The organism is Pseudomonas luteola NBRC 103146 (assembly GCF_002091675.1).
GTDB classification, from domain to species: Bacteria; Pseudomonadota; Gammaproteobacteria; order Pseudomonadales; family Pseudomonadaceae; genus Chryseomonas; species Chryseomonas luteola.
Genome location: NZ_BDAE01000008.1, coordinates 1 through 16,981 on the forward strand (window position 1 = coordinate 1; position 16,981 = coordinate 16,981).

Consider the following 16,981-nt stretch of genomic DNA (forward strand, 5'->3'; position numbering starts at 1 on the left):
CCTTGCTTGATGGCGTACGTGGCTAAGGAATAACTGCTACTTGTTGTACGACATCGTATGACTATAGAAAGTAAAGTGCAACCTAGATAAGAGTCTATGTCTGACTGGAAAGGCGCAACCTAGAGCAAGTGGCTGAAACAACAGAACAATTTCTTACAATTACAGGGCCAATAGGCGTCATGGCTTGGCTGCATGAAGAGCCTAACCGTTTTTATTCAAATCGGTAGAGTTGGCTTATTCCCAGTCCTTTTTATGCTTCCAACCGATTGAATATTGCCAAGCATCTTGCCGCACGGCTGTATGCGCCCTTCCCTTCAGAGCATCTCTTCAGTCATCGCATTACCTCGCCGTATTGCCTGTGGTGGCATGCCGAAGCCGCGTATAAAGGCCTCTCGCATATGGCGGCGATCACGAAAGCCGGTTTCCTTGGCAATCACATCCAACGAGTGACGGCTTTGCTCGATCATGAGCCGAGCCGCTTCCAGGCGCAGACTCTCGATAGCCTTGGCAGGTGATTGGCCAGTTTCCGCAGTAAAGACACGGCTGAACTGACGCGGGCTGAGGTGAACGGATTCGGCCAGCTCTTCCACGCTCAGGGGGCGGCTCAGGTGTTGTCGGGCATAGTTCAGGGCGTTATGGATACGATCAGACTTAAGTGCCAGGTTCAGCATTTCGGAATGCTGGCTCTGACCACCGGCACGTCGTTGGTGCATGACCAGCTTGTGCGCTACCGACCGGGCAACCTCATTACCCAAATCCTTTTCCACGATTGCAAGTGTCAGATCAAGCCCTGCCGTCATCCCGGCTGACGTCCACATCGGACCGTCCGTGATATAGATACGGTCTTCCTCGACACGGATATCAGGGTAACGCCGCTGCAACTCCCGCGCATACGCCCAATGGGTGGTTGCACGCCGCCCTGCCAGCAACCCGGCTTCCGCCAGCACAAAGCCACCGGTACAAATAGCGGTCATCCGGCGCGCCTGGGTACTGGCGTCCTGAATAAAACCAAGCACAGCGTCAGGTGATGGTGCAGCCAGTGGGTTGTTTACCCCCGCCACGATCCAGGTATCCGCCTGGCTATTGGGCCCGAGTGCCCGGGAACCCACCATCAGGCCAAGCGAGGAGCGGACCTCACCGCCCTCCAGCGAGAAGTTCTCGACTTCGTAGAACGGCTCGCCTGCCACCACGTTGGCATATTCGAAAACCGTTTGCGTCGCCAGTGAAAGGATCTGGAACCCGTTTGACAGCATGTAACCTACCCGGTGCATGATCGTCTCCCTGACGATGTCCTGAAAACGAACCATAAACGTCATTTAGGTCGCGGTCAATTCACTGCATGATGCCTCCACACCCACCCAAACGGAGCAGCATCATGAACACTCTTCATCAAGGCACTGCACTCATCACTGGCGCCTCTTCCGGTATCGGCGCGGTATATGCCGAGCAATTGGCCCGTCGCGGTTATGACCTGATTCTGGTTGCCCGCAACCGTGAGCGACTCAACACTCAGGCCGAGCGCATTGCCACGCTGACCGGACGAGCCGTGGAGGTCCTGCCTGCCGATCTCAACGATAAATCATCTTTAGCAGCCGTTGAGGCAAAGCTCAAGGAAGACGCCAGCATCACTCTTCTGGTGAACAACGCGGGAATCGGTACTCACACCCCATTGCTCGGGAGCGATGTCGAGCAGATGGTGCGAATGATTGACCTGAATGTGACGGCACTCACTCGCCTTACCTACGCTGCCGTTCCGGGATTCGTCCACCGCGGCAAGGGCGCCATTATCAATATCTCCTCCATCGTCAGCCTTGCACCAGAGATCCTCAATGGCGTCTACGGCGGCAGCAAGGCGTACGTGACGGCGTTCTCTCAGTCTCTGAGCCATGAGCTGGCCGACAAAGGCATCCGCGTACAGGCCGTCCTGCCCGGCGCTACGGCCACTGAATTCTGGGATATCGGCGGTCTGCCGCTGGAAAACCTCGACAAACGCATCGTCATGTCACCGGAAGACCTGGTGAAAGCAGCGCTGGCCGGCTTTGACCAGGGCGAGCTGATCACCATTCCTTCGTTGCACGCCCTCGAACGCTGGGAAGCCCTTGAAGCGGCCCGCCAGGCCCTGGCCACGCAGCTCTCCAGCAATACGCCTGCTTCCCGCTACGCCACTTACTGATCACCTCTACATTCACCTAGGAGACTTCACCATGAACCTAAGCGGAAACACTATCTTCATCACTGGCGGTACGTCTGGTATTGGTCGCGCACTGGCCGAAGCCTTTCATCAACGTGGGAACAAGGTCATCGTGGCGGGCAGGCGCCAAGCACTGCTCGATGAAGTCGCCAGGGCTAATCCCGGTATCGATACCATCGCGCTGGATATCAACGATCCGGAACAGATCAAAGCCGTCGTCCAAACAGTCATCGAGCGCCACCCTACCCTTAACGTCATCATCAACAATGCTGGCGTCATGCCGTTCGATAATGCGGCCTCCGGCGCACTGGACGATGAACAGGCGGTGCAGCTGCTCACGACCAACCTCCTGGGTCCGGTCAGGGTCAGTGCTGCATTTGTAGAACATCTAAAGCGGCAGCCCAAAGCGTACATCATCAACAACAGTTCGATTCTGGCCTATGTACCGCTGGCAGTTACCGCACTGTACTCCGCCACCAAGGCGGCGATTCACTCCTATAGCCTGTCGCAGCGCTTCATGCTTCGGGATACGTCAGTAAAGGTGCTGGAAATCGCACCCCCGTGGGTCGATACCGATCTCATTCACAAGAGTGGTGATCCACGCGCCATGCCGCTGGATGAATTCATTACAGAGATTCTGGAGAAGCTGCAAAGCGCTGAAACGGAAGTCATTGTCGACCGTGTTGCGGCCTTCCGCGCCAATCCTGGTCCCAATGAGCATGCGTTGGTAGAGCAGTTCAACCAAGCCCTGATTGCCAACCCTATTCCTGTCGGCTGAATACGCTAATCAGGCTACTCGCCACGGGTGGCCTGGGTGATTCACTGGAGACGCTCATGAAAGGTCTTATCGCGCCACCCACCTTGCTTGCATTACGATCCTTGAGTTTTGCGTATTTCGTCCAGGCGGTAGGTGCTTTGTCCGTGGTTGGCTGTCTGCAGCAGATTTCCCAGGAATGGTTGCTGACCGATACCCAAAGCGCGTACCTGATCTCCCTCTTCGGCATCACCTTTGCCCTGGCTGCGCCCCTGCTGCAGGTCGTTCTGGGACACCTTCCCAGACGGCGGCAGGTTCTGCTTGGCCTGGGCCTGTTCAGCAGCGCTTCGCTTCTTTTCGCACTGGCGCCAAATTACGGCGTGCTGGTGCTGGCTCGCGTTCTTATGGGATTGGGCGCAGGCTTTATCGGTCCGGTATTGGGTGCACTGGGCTCAGCCCTGGTTGCCCGGGCCCAGCAAGGCCGCGCCATTGCCATTGTATTGTTGGGATTGAGCGTGGCGGGGATGGCAGGCATTCCCTTGGCCGCCTGGATTGCTCAGCATTGGGGCGTACGCTCGCTTTATTTGATGCTGAGCGTCGCGGGCTTCATGACTGCCCTTCTGATTGCCCGATTCGTTCCCGACCATGTGCAAGGTGAGCGCATTGCGGTTTCAACGGTTGTATCCCTGCTCACACGCCTTGGTCCGCTTAGTGCCTTTCTGGTGGTGTTTTTCATCACTTCAGGCGTGTTTTCTACCTATGCGTTTCTGTCCCCCATCATCCGCGATGTGTATCACGGTGGGCCAGAAGACGTGTCTGTTGCCCTGGCCGTGCTGGGCATAGCGGGCGTAGCAGGCAACCTGTTCGTGACACGGGCTGCCGGACGTTACAGTGCAGAGCATATGCTTCTGTCCGGAATCAGCCTCCTGGCCGTAACGCTTCTACTCTTGGGATACGGTCCCGCTCGCCTCGGCTGGCTGCTGCCTGTGCTGGTTCTGTGGGCATTCGCTACGGACATGGTATGGCCTTCACAGCAACGGCAGGTGGTCGAGCGTATGCCGGAACGACGCGGTATCGCCCTGGCGCTGACGGCTTCCTTCATGTTTTGCGGCATTGGATTTGGATCGGCGGTGGCGGGCTGGGTCTATCCTGTCTATGGCTATACGGGCGTGCTAAGCGCCTCATTACTGTTCTTTGTTATGGCAACTGTCTGCCTTGCGGTGTCGTACAGTCAGACTAAGGCTGCTATTCCAGTAATGTAAATCCGTATGAAAGGTTGAACACAACACCCACCCTGTAAGACCTACCGTGGGAGAGCCGTATGGATACGATGATACTCAAACCGACTTCAGAAGCAGATTGCCTTTTTTCTCGATTTGAGGAGACGCGCGCTCGTACCTCACGAAGTAGCAGCCGGTATGCAGCGCTCCGAGGAAGAATATAAGGCCCGGGTATTGGCGCACCTTGAAAATGGTCAACTGGTAGTGCTTGAGAACACACCCATTGGGCTCATCAAGGTAGTGAAATCGGACCGTGTGTGGAAACTGCTTCAGCTCCAAATCATCCCGGAGCAACAGGGCAACGGCATCGCCACTACCTTGGTGACGAATCTGTTGAGTGAAGCGCGATGTGCATCCATCCCGGTGGTATTGACCGTCCTCAAGAACAATCCAGCCAAGCGGCTCTACGAACAGCTCGGCCTTTCTATAACCGGGGAGCAGGAGTTTGTGTACGAGATGCAGGCGGGATAGTACGGCACCGTAAAAGACGGTCAAAAATGAAAAGCCGCCCCGGAGGGCGGCCTTCGCGGTTACACCTTGAACTGATCCATTAGGGTCTGTTGATGGTTGGCCAGAGCATTCAGCGATTGGCTGACCCGAGCGGACTCTTCCGCCTGCTCTGAAAGCGACTCTGTTACCTCACGGATACCGCTGACGTTACGGTTAACTTCTTCTGCCACGGCGCTCTGCTCTTCAGCGGCGCTGGCAATCTGGAGGTTCATTTCGGTAATGACCGAGACGGCGTCACCGATCTGACGCAGGGCCGACACGGCTTTACCTACATGCTCGACGTTACCCTGAGCCTGCCGGTGACCATCGTGCATGAAATCCACTACGCTCCGCGTACCCTTCTGCAACCCTTCGATCACCTGACGAATCTCCTCGACCGACTCCTGGGTCCGCTTGGCAAGGCCACGCACCTCATCGGCCACGACCGCAAAGCCTCGGCCCGCATCACCAGCCCGTGCCGCTTCGATAGCAGCGTTCAGCGCCAACAGATTGGTCTGCTCGGCAACACCCCGGATGACCTCCAAAACGCTGCCAATCTGCTCGCTGCTTTCCGCCAGACCCTCGACCTGACTCATGGACGCGCTCATATCAGCTGCCAGCTTTTCGATGCTGCGCGTGGTCTCGGTAATGATGTCCAGACCTTCATGGGTCGCATGGTCAGCGCCACGCGCAGCCTCTGCGGCCTGCGCAGCATTGCGCGCGACATCGTGGGCCGTGGCGCTCATCTCGTGAGATGCCGTTGCAACCTGCTCCACCTCATGGAACTGGTGCTGCATGCCCTCACTTGTACGAGTCGCAATGGCCGCAGACTGGTCCGCCGTTGTACGCGCATCCTGAACCGAGCGCTTTACATCCGCAATAATGGGTTGGAGCTTGTCGAGGAACCGGTTGAACCAGCCCGCCAACTGTCCCAATTCGTCCTGCTTGGCATATCCCAGGCGGCGGGTCAGGTCACCTTCACCACTGGCGATGTCCTTGAGCATGGCGGCAACGGCCAGAATCGGCCGGGTTACGCTGCGGGCAGCGAACCACATCAATACCAGACCGCTCAGCACCGCAATCAGGCCCACCACAACCGAGAACACACTGTCGGAAACGCGCCGCTCGTCCAGCTCATCGGATAGTTGAATGGCACGGGACAGAACCAGCTTCTTGGGCGCCTCAAGCAGGATGCCCCACGGCTTGGCTTCCGGGATGGGCCTGATCGGCTCTATGACACGTACCAGATCATCATGGGACAACATGGCAGACTCGCCTGTCGCCAAGGCCTGCTTCAGCTCACCTGCCTGGCTGGCATAGATCTTGTCCAGGGACTCTCCCAACCGCTTGGCATCCAGGCTATGACCCGCCAGGAGACCAGCTGGACTAATGATGCTGACCTCGCCCTCCCCCTTGTACAGCTTGTCGCTGGCTTTTTCGGCGATCTGCTGAAGTGTGTTCAGGCTGATATCAATGCCGATAACACCGGTCACCTTGCCGTTTTGCTCGATAGGTAGGGCGATGCTGGTCATCAGGACCTGCTGCTCATTCACCTCATCGAAATAAGGATCCAGCAGACAGGCCTTACGCGTATCACGAGGACAAGTGTACCAAGCGTTATAGGCTGCACCACTCGGCCCGGGAGTCGTCTTGGTAAGCTCCTCCTCGGTCATCGATTCGAAATCGAATGTTCCCGGCTCCCCTTGAGACCAGTACAAGGCAAAACGGCCACTTGCGTTGCTGCTTTCCTCTTCCGCATTGATGAACTGTCTGTCCTGTCCGTCTAGTGCGTTAGGTTCGAAGGCAATGTACAGCCCCAACAGGTCAGGGCGTGCCTTGAGTGCGTTGCCCACTACCTCAACCAGCTCCTGACGCAATTCACGGGCACTGATAGCCCCTCTTGCCTGCTGCTCACTCAGCAGCTTGACCTGGCCTGCCAGGCCCAGTCCGTAGTGATAGGCACTCATGAAGTCTCGCTGGATGCGCAACGCCTGGGCTTCGCCTGAGGTTTGCAAGCGAAGCTCCGCGGACTGCTCAAGCATGCTGGAACTGGTCTGCTTGACCACCTCACCGCTACGCTTGGCCTGGTAAAGAGACGCACCGACCAGCAGTGTCACAATAGCCAGCAGGCATAAGCCTGCCAGCGCAGTGATCTTCAGCTGGATTGAAAGACGGTTGAACATAGTAAAGGCCTGATTAAATTGATGCCTTTGCTATCGGCCTACTCCCGCTGCGCTTGATTAGATTATTCCTATGAAGGATTTAAACATTCCTGTTGCAGGGTTACGGTTTAACCTTGATGGCCCGAAGCCTTCGGCCATCCACCGGCTAATACCTTGTACACCTGCACCAGATCCGTCGAGACGCGGGTAGCACTGTCCACCAAGGCGCTTTGAGTCTGGATCAGCTCACGCTGGACATTCAGCACGTTGATGAAATCAATGGCGCCTTCCTTGTAACGCGCCTGGGCTGTTTCCAGCGCGATACGGTTCTGACTGACCGCTTGTGCAAGCGCCGCATGGTGACGTTGCTCAGCACTGTAGGACGTCAGTGCATCGTCTACTTCATGCCAGGCAGCCAATACGGTGCGTCGGTAATTCAAAGCCGCTTCCTGCTGCTGACGTTCGCGCAACTCCAGCGTGCCAGTCAGGCGTCCACCTTGGAAAACAGGGAGGTAAAGGCTGGGGCCGATCGAGAACTGGCGGGCGCTCCATAACCCGAGATTAGAGCCTTCCAGTGCCTGGAAGCCAAAATTGCCGCCCAGGCTGATGCGTGGGTAGAAATCAGCCTGGGCTACGCCTACGGCTGCTGTAGCCTGATGCAGAGCTGCTTCGGCCTTCTGGATATCCGGACGACGACGGGCAAGCTCCGACGGCAACCCCACCGGTACGGCCGACGGCGGCTCTGGCAAGTCTCGCGGCTGCCCCAACTCCTGGCCGAGCGCATGGGGCTCCTGGCCAAGCAGATAACTCAAAGCATTGATGAGACGGGCCTCCTCTGCCTCCAGCAACGGAATACGGGCTTCGATCGTGGCCACCTGGGCAGCCGAGTTGGCAGTATCCAGGTTGGTTGTTACACCATTCTCAAAACGGGTTTTGGTAAGTGCCTGACTTTGCCTGGCAATATCCAGGTTCTGCCGGGTAACCGCCAACGTTGCCTGAATACCCCGCAGGCGCAGGTAGTCCGCTGCGGTTTCTGTCGCAATGCTTAAGGCGACGCCATTCCGTTCAGCCTCGCTCAAGGCAACGCCTGCGTTGGCAGCCTCCAGGGTACGCCTGACATGGCCCCAAAGGTCTACCTCCCAGCTCGCCTTGAGGCCGTACTGCCAAAGATTGAAGTCGGACTTTCCATTATTGCCCGAGGCATCCATAAGGCCTTGCTCGCTGTTGCGTGCACGCTGGTAGCCTCCTGTGGCCGAGACGTCTGGCAGTACATCGGCACCGGCAACCTGCAGCAGCGAACGACTCTGCTCGAAGCGGCTGCTGGCAAGGGCCAGATCCAGGTTGGTGGAGGCGGCCCGCTCAACAAGTGAGGTCAGGAGTGGATCGTTGAACTGCGTCCACCACGCCTTTTCAATGGGATGGCTAACCGTCACGCTGCCAACGGCCTGTGATGGGCCTTGCCAGGCCTTGGGCAGGACCGCCTCAGGTTTATGAAAATCAGGTCCCACGCTGCATCCGGAAAGCACGGCCAACGTGATAGCCAATAGGGAGCGGCGCATCAGTGAACCTCTCCCTGCGTATCGACAGTCGCCACCACCGACAACCCTACACGCAGATTGGCAACGGCTGGCTGATCAGGCTCGAACACGATCTTGACCGGGACTCGCTGGGCGACCTTGGTAAAGTTGCCGGTAGCGTTATCGGGTGCAATCGCTGAAAACGCAAGCCCCGTAGCGGGTGCGAGACTGTCGATATGGCCATGCAGGACTTGGTCCGGAAAAACATCAACCCGCACATCGACCGGCTGATTGGCCTGCATCCTTCCCAGCTGTGTTTCACGGAAATTCGCAACCACATAGGCTTCACTGACCGGTACCACGGCAAGCAACGGTTTGCCCGGCGCTACGTAGGCACCTACCCGAACCGAGCGTTGGGCAATCACGCCATCGCGAGGGGCCACGATGTGCGTATAAGAGACATTCAGATCGGCTTGTTCGCGTGCGGCTTCGGCCTTTGCCTGAGTGGCCATCGCGACATCACGCTGCGCCCTGAGTACAGCCAAGTGCTTCTGGGCAGCGACGCGGGCCGCACTGTCACGATCCCTGGCGGCCTGCCATTGCAGGAGTTCGGCCTCAGCCTTCTGCTGCTCCTCGACGGTACCGGCCCCTGCCTTGGACAGGTTGCGATAGCGCTTGGCATTGGCTTGGGCAAATGTAAGCGATGCATCGGTGGCACGCACCGTCGCCGCCGCCTGATCGATGATGGCAGCCTGACGATCGATTTCAGCAGTCAGGTTGGCCACCTCGGCCGCAGCAGCCTTCACCGCCGCCTGAGCCGAAGCCTGCGCCGCCACGAAATCCCGGTCATCGATACGGGCCAACAATTGGCCTGCCTTGACTGGCTGGTTATCCGAGACGAGCACCTCGGACACCATACCTGCGATCTTGGGCGCGACCAGTACTGAATCAGCGGTGATAAAAGCATCGTCTGTGCTTTGCGTTCCATCATTCTGGGCGACATGGACACAGGCATACAGGGCGCCAAGCACAACGGCGACGCCGACAAGAGAAAACGCGGTTTTATGACTCATGGCATTACCGGAGGTTGAGGTGGATAAGCCCGCTTGGGCAGGGTCAGCAGGACCAGCAGCATGAATGCCGCGACGCCGATCAGAGCCAGATAGGCGTCGCTGAACGACAGAACGAAGGCCTGCTCGCGAACGCGGTGGCTCAAGGCCGACATCGAATCGTTGGTCAGCAGAGGTAATAGCTGGGCCTGCGCCGACCCGAGCCGGTCAAGCAGGACATTAGAATGAAAGTGCTCACGCACCGTGATGAAATGCTCCAGCAGCGCCGCACCGATTACAGAGAAAAGACCCCGTACGGTATTGACGGTGGCGGAGGCAAAAGGACCTTCAATAGGCTGTACCACACCCGTGGCGCACATGAGCAGCGGAACCACAATCATCGGCTGCGCCAGGGTCTGCAGGATTTGCAAGGTATAGAAATCGTCCCGAATCCAATCGCTTGTCAGTTGGGAGCCACCCAGACAAGCCAGCGTCATCAGGCCAAGGCCACAGGCAATGACCCAACGGGAGTCCACCCAGTTGCGATTGATGACAGTGGCTACCAATGGCGCCATAAGAAGCTGTGGCAAGGCGATCATCAGAGCAATCGGCATGGTTTGCAGGGGACGGTAGTCATGCACGTGGGCAAGATAAGCGGACGGAATCGCCACACCCGACATGCCCAGGATCAGAAAACTGGCCAGCGTAACGATGCCGAATGAGAAATTGCGTCGACTGAGCAGTTGCAGCTTTACCAGCGGAAGCGGGTGAAACCACTCGTTGATCAGAAACAGAGGAAACAGGATGGCAGCGCCGATGAACAACGTGCGGATCAGTGGCGAAGCCAGCCAGTCCAGCCGCTCCCCCTGCATCAGGGCAATCACAAACATAGCCACACTGCCACACCCAAGCAGTGCACCCAGCCAGTCGGCTTGTTTGAAGCGCTCAAGACGCAGCGGGTCCTGCGGCAAGCCATAAGCGATACAGGCGGCGGCGATCAGGCAGGAAGGCACCACCTGCCAGAACACCAGATGCCAGTCCAGATAATCCGTCCAGACGGCAGCCAGCGGTACGGCAAGGTTTGGGCCGAACGTCGCGGTCAGGGCATAGGCTGAAAGACCATACAACTTGATATGCCAGGGCAGGAAGCGTAGCGCCGCCGTCATCAGGAGCGGCGGCAGCGCCCCTCCGGCCAATCCCTGGAGGACGCGTAAAAACAGCAGCGACGGCAGATCTGGTGCAAACGGACACAGCAATCCCAGGAAGGCAAACGCCAGTGTTACCCCGATAGCAAATCGGCGCAGCGAGAACGTGACCGCCAGCCACGGTGAAATGAGCATCGCCGACACCTCGGCGGCTCCGTACAATGCGCTGATCCAGGTGCCTTCGTCATGACCGATTCCAAATACGCCCCGTATATCTGCAAGGGCGATTTCCGTTACGCGGTCATTGAGACCTGAAGTCAACGCTGCAATCAGGACGCCGATAAGTCCAATAGCCAAACGCCAGCCAAAGGGTGCTGGAGCTGGCGCCGGTGGCGCAGTAGGAGACATAGAATTTCCAAAAACGAAAAGGACTCGAAACTGAGCCTATGGTGCAGAAACAATATGCGGTACAGTGTACCGAACAGTGATACACAGGACAATATCCATGACGACCTCTGAGCCGGAACGTGGTGCCATTCAGGTTATTTCACGGGCCGCGGCCATCCTTCGCTGCCTTGAAAATGAACCCGCAGGGCTTAGCCTTGGCGCTATCGCCAAACGCATCGACCTGCCCCGCTCCACCGTGCAGCGGCTAGTGGATGCACTGGCATTGGAGCAGCTGCTCGAGGTTCATGGCGCTGGCGGCGTGCGGTTAGGACCAGCCCTGATCCGGTTGGCGTCCCGGAGCCATGGCGATATCACCCAGCGGGTGCGCCCCTTTCTGGAAGAGTTGTCCAAGCACACCGGCGAGACGGCTGTACTGGTGCATGCCAATCGCGCTGAATTGATGGTGCTGCACTCGGTTATATCCAGTCAGGAACTACGAGTAGCACCCACCCCCGGTAACTTTCTGGCCATTCACGCTACTTCGGGTGGAAAAATGCTGCTGTCGGGCATGACGGACGGCGTAGTAACCCAGCTGCTTGGACCCGAGCTAAAAGTGCTTACTCACAAGACCCTTTCCACCCTGCCCGCCTTGCTCGATGAATTGCAGCAGATTCGGGAAGATGGCTTTTCCTATGATCGCGAAGAGCACATGCTGGGTGTCCATGCCATGGCTATCGGCATTGAAACGCCTCAGGGCAGGTATGCCATTTCCCTGGTTGGCCCTGCCTGGCGGATGGAGGCAAATGACGAGGGCCTGCGCCGCGCGTTAACAGATTGCCGTAACGCACTAGCCGACGCGCTGCGTAGCCCTCAGGTCGATCATCCGCCGGCTGGATGAGTCAGGCGAGTTCTGCACCTTCTGCAACCAATGGATCGACTCCAGCATTTTTGTCGGCCAACTGAAGCACCTCGCTGATTGCCTGACTGACAATGCTCGGGTGGTCTTCAGGATTGAAATGTCGCCCGCCGGGAATGGATACCAGAGAGGCGTTCAGCTCAGCTGCCAACTGCTGGCCCGAAGCGAACGTAATGGAGTCCGAATCTCCCCAGACGATCCGCTTGGGCCCACGGATGATGGACAGTTTCCCCGCCAGTGCCTGGGTGTCTTTCGAGTCCAGACAACTGATCTGATGCGCAAAGGCCTTGGGGCCGATGGTTCGCGAGTACGGCTGCCAATGCAGGCTGATCGACTCCTGGCGGCGAGCCTCATTATCGTGTCCCAAGTTGTACACACCGCTTAAAAAGAGTGGCTTGAACAGACTGGGTGGAAGCTGTTCGATGACCGACGCCTTGAGTTTGGCCAGGCGCACCGTAGGAACAGGCCAGTTGTCATACGCGACGCTATCGACTAGCACCAATCCGCTACTGAGCTCAGGATGCCTGACCAGGAGTTCCTGAAGTACGCCCCCGCCGAGATCATGTCCGACGAAGACGGCTTGGGTGATGTTCATGTGCTGCAGCCAGTCGTACAGGTAGTCCGCTTGTTTGGGGAGCGAAATGTCGCGCTCAAAGCCCTCTTCCATCGACCAGCCAAAGCCCACCAGCTCCCAGGCAAGGCAACGCACACCCGGCTTGCAGACCTGCGGAATCACATAACGCCACAGACGTGGATGAGTAGGAATACCATGTACCATAATGACGGGTATTGCACCTGGGTCGGAATCACCGTGCTCCTCCCACCGCATAGTGATGCCATTGACGAGGGCTGTACGAATAAGCTCGGGCGCTGCCTGCTCATTCGCATCGATTGACGCCTCATTGGCACTCGGCTTGAGCAACGCGCTACCCAGCCCCAACGCCGCTGCAGCCGACACCATACTGCGCAGCCCTCCACGGGGCATGGCCAGTGCACAGGCCGCCGCCACGCTACTCAAGATCAAGCGTTTCTTGTCGAAATTGAAAGATGACTTGTTCATGTGACCTCCAAACCTGTTCAAGGTGTGGGCCACAATATGAGACCGGAGGTTCCGGTCAAAACCAGAGAGACGACAAAGGGCGTGTACTGGCAAGGCAGACAACACCCTCTGAATAATCGGAGCCTAACGCTGAAAGGCGCCGTGTAGGACCTTACTGGTTAGGCGCGTGGCCATATTTCTTGATGAACTGCTTTTCCATTTCCTGGCAGGACTGCTGGATCGAGAGACGATCCCCTGAGCCAGCGGCGGCAGCATCAGCGCGCTGATGACAGGCTTCGATCGTACTCCGTTCGTTGGCTTCAACCTGAGGCGAAGGCCCGCGGGTAAAGAGATAGATCATGCCGCCAAACAGTGCGAAGGCAAAGGCAATGGCACCGACGGTCATCCAGAGGCAGCCGGCCTTACTGGGCGGCGGCTCGGGCTCGTCGGTATTGAGATGGATATGGGGGCTTTTATCTTCTTTCACAACGGGACCTCTAGCCGTGGGAACGCGAATCTAGCATGTCTTTAACGCTTCGATAACTGAAAGGATGTGCAGGTTCTCCTTATCCTGTCCTGGTCAGCCCATAAACCAGCGGCTGATGACTGTACGCTTGGGCCTGGAGGCGTTTGCGATGACGAAACCACACCCTGCAGAACGCAACGGCCAGTAGCACCTCTGCCAAATCACCACCGTAGTACATCCATTGAGCGGCAGATTCGATTTCGGTACGCGCATAACCAAGCCCATGGGGATAACCAAACCCATACATGATCTTGGCCAGCCCTGCGTGGGCGGCCATAGCGATGAACAGCACGACCAGTCGCAGGCGCAGCGTAGGCCGATGAGGCGCGGAATCAGGTCCGGCAATGGCCCAGGTGAACAGATACCCCGACAGGATAAAGTGCAGATGCAGCCAGGTATGAACCCATGGGCTGGTCTGGCTTAGCGCAAAAAATGAGGTCAGATACAGAACATACATACCGCCTATATCCAGAAGCGCCGCCGTAATCGGATGAGTCAGCACACGCATGAAGCGCGTCGCCAACAAGCGAACCAGTACCCGTGCCGTATCAATGGGTATAGTGCGCAGCACCAGCGTACCCGGTGCGCCAAATACCAGGCCCAGCGGCGCAAACATGCCCAGCAGAAGGTGCTGGAGCATATGTCCGCGAAGGTCCTGATGAGCAAAGCTCGATACCGGTGGCATGAAGGCGACCACGATCAGGACGATGCCAACCGCAAAGCTGAGCGTACGCCAGCCGGACCATGTCCGCCCTTGCCGCTGCAAGCAGATTACACCGAAGCAGTAGAACAACCAGACGATGATAGCCAGCAGGATCGGGAATACCGCTACGTGGCCCGGCCCCAGGAAATAGGCATGCATTATCAGCAAGGCTCCTAGGGGTTATGGGCTGACGTAGGTGCGTCGGGCTCTTCTCAGCAATAAAAGGCCAATCAGCAGCAATACGATACCCGCGAGGTTCCAGAGCAGGTCATACAGCATTAAATTGTCGACGTATCGGACCTGATGCAGGCGCAGGACTTTGTGATCAATCAGGCCATCGAACAGTTGAAATGCCCCCATCCCCATGAAGAAGCCGGCCCAGGCCTGAGGTTTGGCAAAGGCTTTACGCTCCCGCAGTTCGGCCACCATGAAAAACCCGACAATAATCAGAATGAGTTCGGCCGAATGCAGGATGCCATCGGAAAGCAAGGCGAAAGCACCCGTGCCACGATCCACAAAATGATGCCAGGCCAAGACTTGGTGAAAAATGATTTCATCGATGGCGGCCATGAAGCCGATCCCAATAAGCAACGCAGCTGTCAGGGATCGGCGCGCCAGTAGCGTGGCTGATGTTCCGGTAGCCATGGGCATTCCTTCTTGTCTCGGTCACTCACTCGTCTTATCCAGTGGTCTGGACAAGCCTCTGTGAAGTAAGACGCAAGACGAGCGGGATCGTTCGAGGAAAGCCAATGGTTCAGCGCAGGCAGGAATTACCTGTCAGACAATTTATTACTCTACTCGTATGGCGGAATGCACATCCTTGCTTTCAATCCATCCCTCTACCGGCTGCTGATCACCCGTAGAGATCTGGACCTTTTTCCAGCGCTTGTATTCACGCGTATCCACTACCCGTACGGATGTGCCAGCTGCCAGACGAGTCTGCACATTCCCCCGCCGAGCCGCTGCCGTGTCATACACAACAGGCCATTTACGCACCAACACATTGTCTGTCTGCACATGCCAGGTTTGCTCGGGACCTGCTTCACGAAACGAAACTTCAGCCGCATGCACTGTGATCGAGGAGAAAGAGGCACCCAAAAAAGCCAGGCTTAACATGAGGGTTTGCGCGGCCTTCAGCCTGTGATTCGGGTGTTTCCTTGGGGTTGCCATTAAGTCGCTCCATGCAATGATGGCGCTATGACAGTGTTCTATGCAGCAGGTTCGATGCAATTAATCATTATTTGAATGAATTAAGAAAGGCGGTACGGATCTTAGCCGTAAGAACGCTGGCATCGAGCCTGGCCCTGATCCTGCCAAGCTGCCATGATGAGTCAAAACAACAAGGACGCAGCGGTTACCGTGCTACAGATACTGTCCATCACGACCCCTATCTTCATCCTGATTGGTCTTGGCTTTTTTGCTTCCAAGAGCGGCATTCTGGTGCGGGAGCAGATCCGTGGTTTGGGTAGCTTCGTCATCACATTCGCAATGCCGGCCCTGATCATCCGGGCGTTATCCGAAAGCCCGATCGATCAGGTGTTCAATAAATCCTATCTCATCGCTTACGCGGTAGGATCGCTTCTAGTCTTCACCGGCGGCTTCTGCTTTACCCGCTACAAGCTCAAACAGACCCTGGATGTCAGCGCCATTACAGGCATGGGCATGTCGGTGTCTAACAGTGGCTTCATTGGCTATCCGATTGCCGTATTGGTACTGGGACAACCGGCTGCGGTAGCGTTGGCCCTCAACATGCTGGTGGAAAACATGCTGATGATTCCATTAGCGCTGGCGCTGGCTGAAGCCAGTCGCTCCAGCGAAGGCGGTGTGTTGAAAGTGCTCTTGGACATCGTCAAGCGACTGGGCAAGAACCCAATGATCATCGCGATTCTTGTCGGGCTCCTGCTGTCGGCACTACAGATCAAACTGCCTATCGCGATCTATACGGTGATCGACATGCTGGCCCACGCCTCGGCGCCCACTGCGCTCTTTGTAATTGGCGCCACGCTGTATGGCCTGAAGGCAAAAGGCATGCTGGTCGACGTCGGCCGGATTGCGGGCAGCAAACTCATTCTGCATCCGCTGGCCGTCTTTGTGATGACCCTGATGCTGCCCTCCATTGATCCAACGCTCAAGCTCGCAGCCGTTTTGTTCGCCAGCGCGCCGATGATGAGTATTTATCCGATCATAGGACAACGCTATGGACTGGAAGGCCGTTGCGCGGCTGCGCTCATGGTAGCCACAACTGCCTCGTTTTTTACAATCAGTGCTTTGCTCATGTTTATCAGCCCTGCACCGTGACGCGGGGCCGCAGCGGAAAATAAAGCGCCTTGGGGATATCCAGGAGCCAATGCAGGTCTCATGTATAGACTCGATCATTGGAGGACGAGATGAATATCAAAGCACTATCGGCCGTTGTAGCCATCAGCGCATCCCTTGCAAGCGGTGCCCTCTTCGCCCAGCAAGCCGCTGGCGATCACCAGCCTTCCAACAGCAAGTACCAGTCCGAAGTAATGAAAAAGGCACCTAATCAGTCAGAAGATGCCACCGTCAAGGACCCGAACAGCAACAACGAATATAAGGTAGGCAGCGAAGCGCCTGATAAATATCAGCGTGATACCTACCGAATCAAGGATTGGAAAGCCCACGGCCTGAGCGCTCCCGAAGAGAACCAGCACTGGGTCAAGATCGGTAACGATTATGTGCTCCTGAAAGACACCGAAGGCGCGATCATCAAGATCGTCAAAGGGCAGGACTCGAAGAAGTAACCGCGGGCTGATCAAGCCTGTCAGTACTACGCATAAGGGCCGGAACAGTTACCGGCCC

General features: G+C 57.1%; 17 protein-coding genes and 1 pseudogene. 7 read left to right on the plus strand and 11 right to left on the minus strand.

Annotated elements, in window-relative coordinates; genetic code table 11:
* Positions 1 to 314 precede the first annotated feature (314 nt).
* Positions 315 to 1,271, minus strand: coding sequence for a GlxA family transcriptional regulator (locus PLU01S_RS10995; RefSeq protein WP_074825615.1), 957 nt, complete (start codon positions 1,269 to 1,271; stop codon positions 315 to 317).
* Between the two features lie 104 nt (positions 1,272 to 1,375).
* Here PLU01S_RS10995 and PLU01S_RS11000 point away from each other — a divergent pair, with 104 nt between their 5' ends.
* From PLU01S_RS11000 to PLU01S_RS11015, 4 genes are all read left to right on the plus strand, one after another.
* Positions 1,376 to 2,173: an SDR family NAD(P)-dependent oxidoreductase gene (locus tag PLU01S_RS11000; RefSeq protein ID WP_074825582.1), complete on the plus strand. Its 798-nt coding sequence runs from the start codon at positions 1,376 to 1,378 to the stop codon at positions 2,171 to 2,173.
* Positions 2,174 to 2,204: 31 nt separating this feature from the next.
* On the plus strand, positions 2,205 to 2,969 hold the full coding sequence (locus PLU01S_RS11005) for an SDR family oxidoreductase (RefSeq protein ID WP_074825581.1): 765 nt from the start codon (positions 2,205 to 2,207) through the stop codon (positions 2,967 to 2,969).
* A 56-nt stretch (positions 2,970 to 3,025) separates the two neighbouring features.
* The gene (locus PLU01S_RS11010) at positions 3,026 to 4,207 is read left to right on the plus strand and encodes an MFS transporter (protein ID WP_074825579.1); all 1,182 of its coding nucleotides are present in this window, start codon (positions 3,026 to 3,028) and stop codon (positions 4,205 to 4,207) included.
* 156 nt (positions 4,208 to 4,363) lie between these two features.
* Positions 4,364 to 4,696, plus strand: a complete 333-nt coding sequence (locus PLU01S_RS11015) for a GNAT family N-acetyltransferase (RefSeq protein ID WP_074825577.1) — start codon at positions 4,364 to 4,366, stop codon at positions 4,694 to 4,696.
* 59 nt (positions 4,697 to 4,755) lie between these two features.
* Here PLU01S_RS11015 and PLU01S_RS26590 read toward each other — a convergent pair whose 3' ends face one another.
* The 5 genes and pseudogenes from PLU01S_RS26590 to PLU01S_RS11035 form a co-directional block, all read right to left on the minus strand.
* Complete coding sequence (locus PLU01S_RS26590) at positions 4,756 to 5,511, minus strand: methyl-accepting chemotaxis protein (RefSeq protein ID WP_376748345.1); 756 nt, start codon at positions 5,509 to 5,511, stop codon at positions 4,756 to 4,758.
* 102 nt (positions 5,512 to 5,613) lie between these two features.
* Positions 5,614 to 6,897, minus strand: a pseudogene (locus tag PLU01S_RS26595) (methyl-accepting chemotaxis protein); the annotation flags it as partial.
* A 107-nt stretch (positions 6,898 to 7,004) separates the two neighbouring features.
* On the minus strand, positions 7,005 to 8,435 hold the full coding sequence (locus PLU01S_RS11025) for an efflux transporter outer membrane subunit (protein WP_074825573.1): 1,431 nt from the start codon (positions 8,433 to 8,435) through the stop codon (positions 7,005 to 7,007).
* The gene (locus PLU01S_RS11030; protein ID WP_074825572.1) at positions 8,435 to 9,466 is read right to left on the minus strand and encodes an HlyD family secretion protein; all 1,032 of its coding nucleotides are present in this window, start codon (positions 9,464 to 9,466) and stop codon (positions 8,435 to 8,437) included. The genes PLU01S_RS11025 and PLU01S_RS11030 overlap by 1 nt, the downstream gene beginning before the upstream one ends.
* Positions 9,463 to 10,995 (minus strand): MFS transporter, encoded by a 1,533-nt coding sequence (locus tag PLU01S_RS11035; protein ID WP_010798191.1) that lies wholly within the window; start codon positions 10,993 to 10,995, stop codon positions 9,463 to 9,465. The genes PLU01S_RS11030 and PLU01S_RS11035 overlap by 4 nt, the downstream gene beginning before the upstream one ends.
* A gap of 97 nt (positions 10,996 to 11,092) precedes the next feature.
* Here PLU01S_RS11035 and PLU01S_RS11040 point away from each other — a divergent pair, with 97 nt between their 5' ends.
* On the plus strand, positions 11,093 to 11,872 hold the full coding sequence (locus PLU01S_RS11040; protein WP_010798190.1) for an IclR family transcriptional regulator: 780 nt from the start codon (positions 11,093 to 11,095) through the stop codon (positions 11,870 to 11,872).
* A 1-nt stretch (position 11,873) separates the two neighbouring features.
* Here the strand turns inward: PLU01S_RS11040 and PLU01S_RS11045 are convergent, their stop codons facing one another.
* From PLU01S_RS11045 to PLU01S_RS11065, 5 genes are all read right to left on the minus strand, one after another.
* On the minus strand, positions 11,874 to 12,950 hold the full coding sequence (locus tag PLU01S_RS11045) for an alpha/beta fold hydrolase (protein WP_083397889.1): 1,077 nt from the start codon (positions 12,948 to 12,950) through the stop codon (positions 11,874 to 11,876).
* Between the two features lie 151 nt (positions 12,951 to 13,101).
* Complete coding sequence (locus PLU01S_RS11050; protein WP_083397888.1) at positions 13,102 to 13,416, minus strand: hypothetical protein; 315 nt, start codon at positions 13,414 to 13,416, stop codon at positions 13,102 to 13,104.
* A gap of 79 nt (positions 13,417 to 13,495) precedes the next feature.
* The gene (locus tag PLU01S_RS11055; RefSeq protein WP_074825570.1) at positions 13,496 to 14,317 is read right to left on the minus strand and encodes a cytochrome c oxidase assembly protein; all 822 of its coding nucleotides are present in this window, start codon (positions 14,315 to 14,317) and stop codon (positions 13,496 to 13,498) included.
* Between the two features lie 21 nt (positions 14,318 to 14,338).
* A complete protein-coding gene (locus PLU01S_RS11060) occupies positions 14,339 to 14,803 on the minus strand; it encodes a DUF2243 domain-containing protein (protein ID WP_010798185.1) in 465 nt (154 codons plus the stop codon).
* 144 nt (positions 14,804 to 14,947) lie between these two features.
* Positions 14,948 to 15,328, minus strand: coding sequence for a hypothetical protein (locus PLU01S_RS11065; RefSeq protein WP_083397887.1), 381 nt, complete (start codon positions 15,326 to 15,328; stop codon positions 14,948 to 14,950).
* A 189-nt stretch (positions 15,329 to 15,517) separates the two neighbouring features.
* Here PLU01S_RS11065 and PLU01S_RS11070 point away from each other — a divergent pair, with 189 nt between their 5' ends.
* Complete coding sequence (locus PLU01S_RS11070) at positions 15,518 to 16,456, plus strand: AEC family transporter (protein ID WP_074825609.1); 939 nt, start codon at positions 15,518 to 15,520, stop codon at positions 16,454 to 16,456.
* Between the two features lie 89 nt (positions 16,457 to 16,545).
* On the plus strand, positions 16,546 to 16,923 hold the full coding sequence (locus PLU01S_RS11075; RefSeq protein ID WP_010798182.1) for an RcnB family protein: 378 nt from the start codon (positions 16,546 to 16,548) through the stop codon (positions 16,921 to 16,923).
* Positions 16,924 to 16,981: the final 58 nt, after the last annotated feature.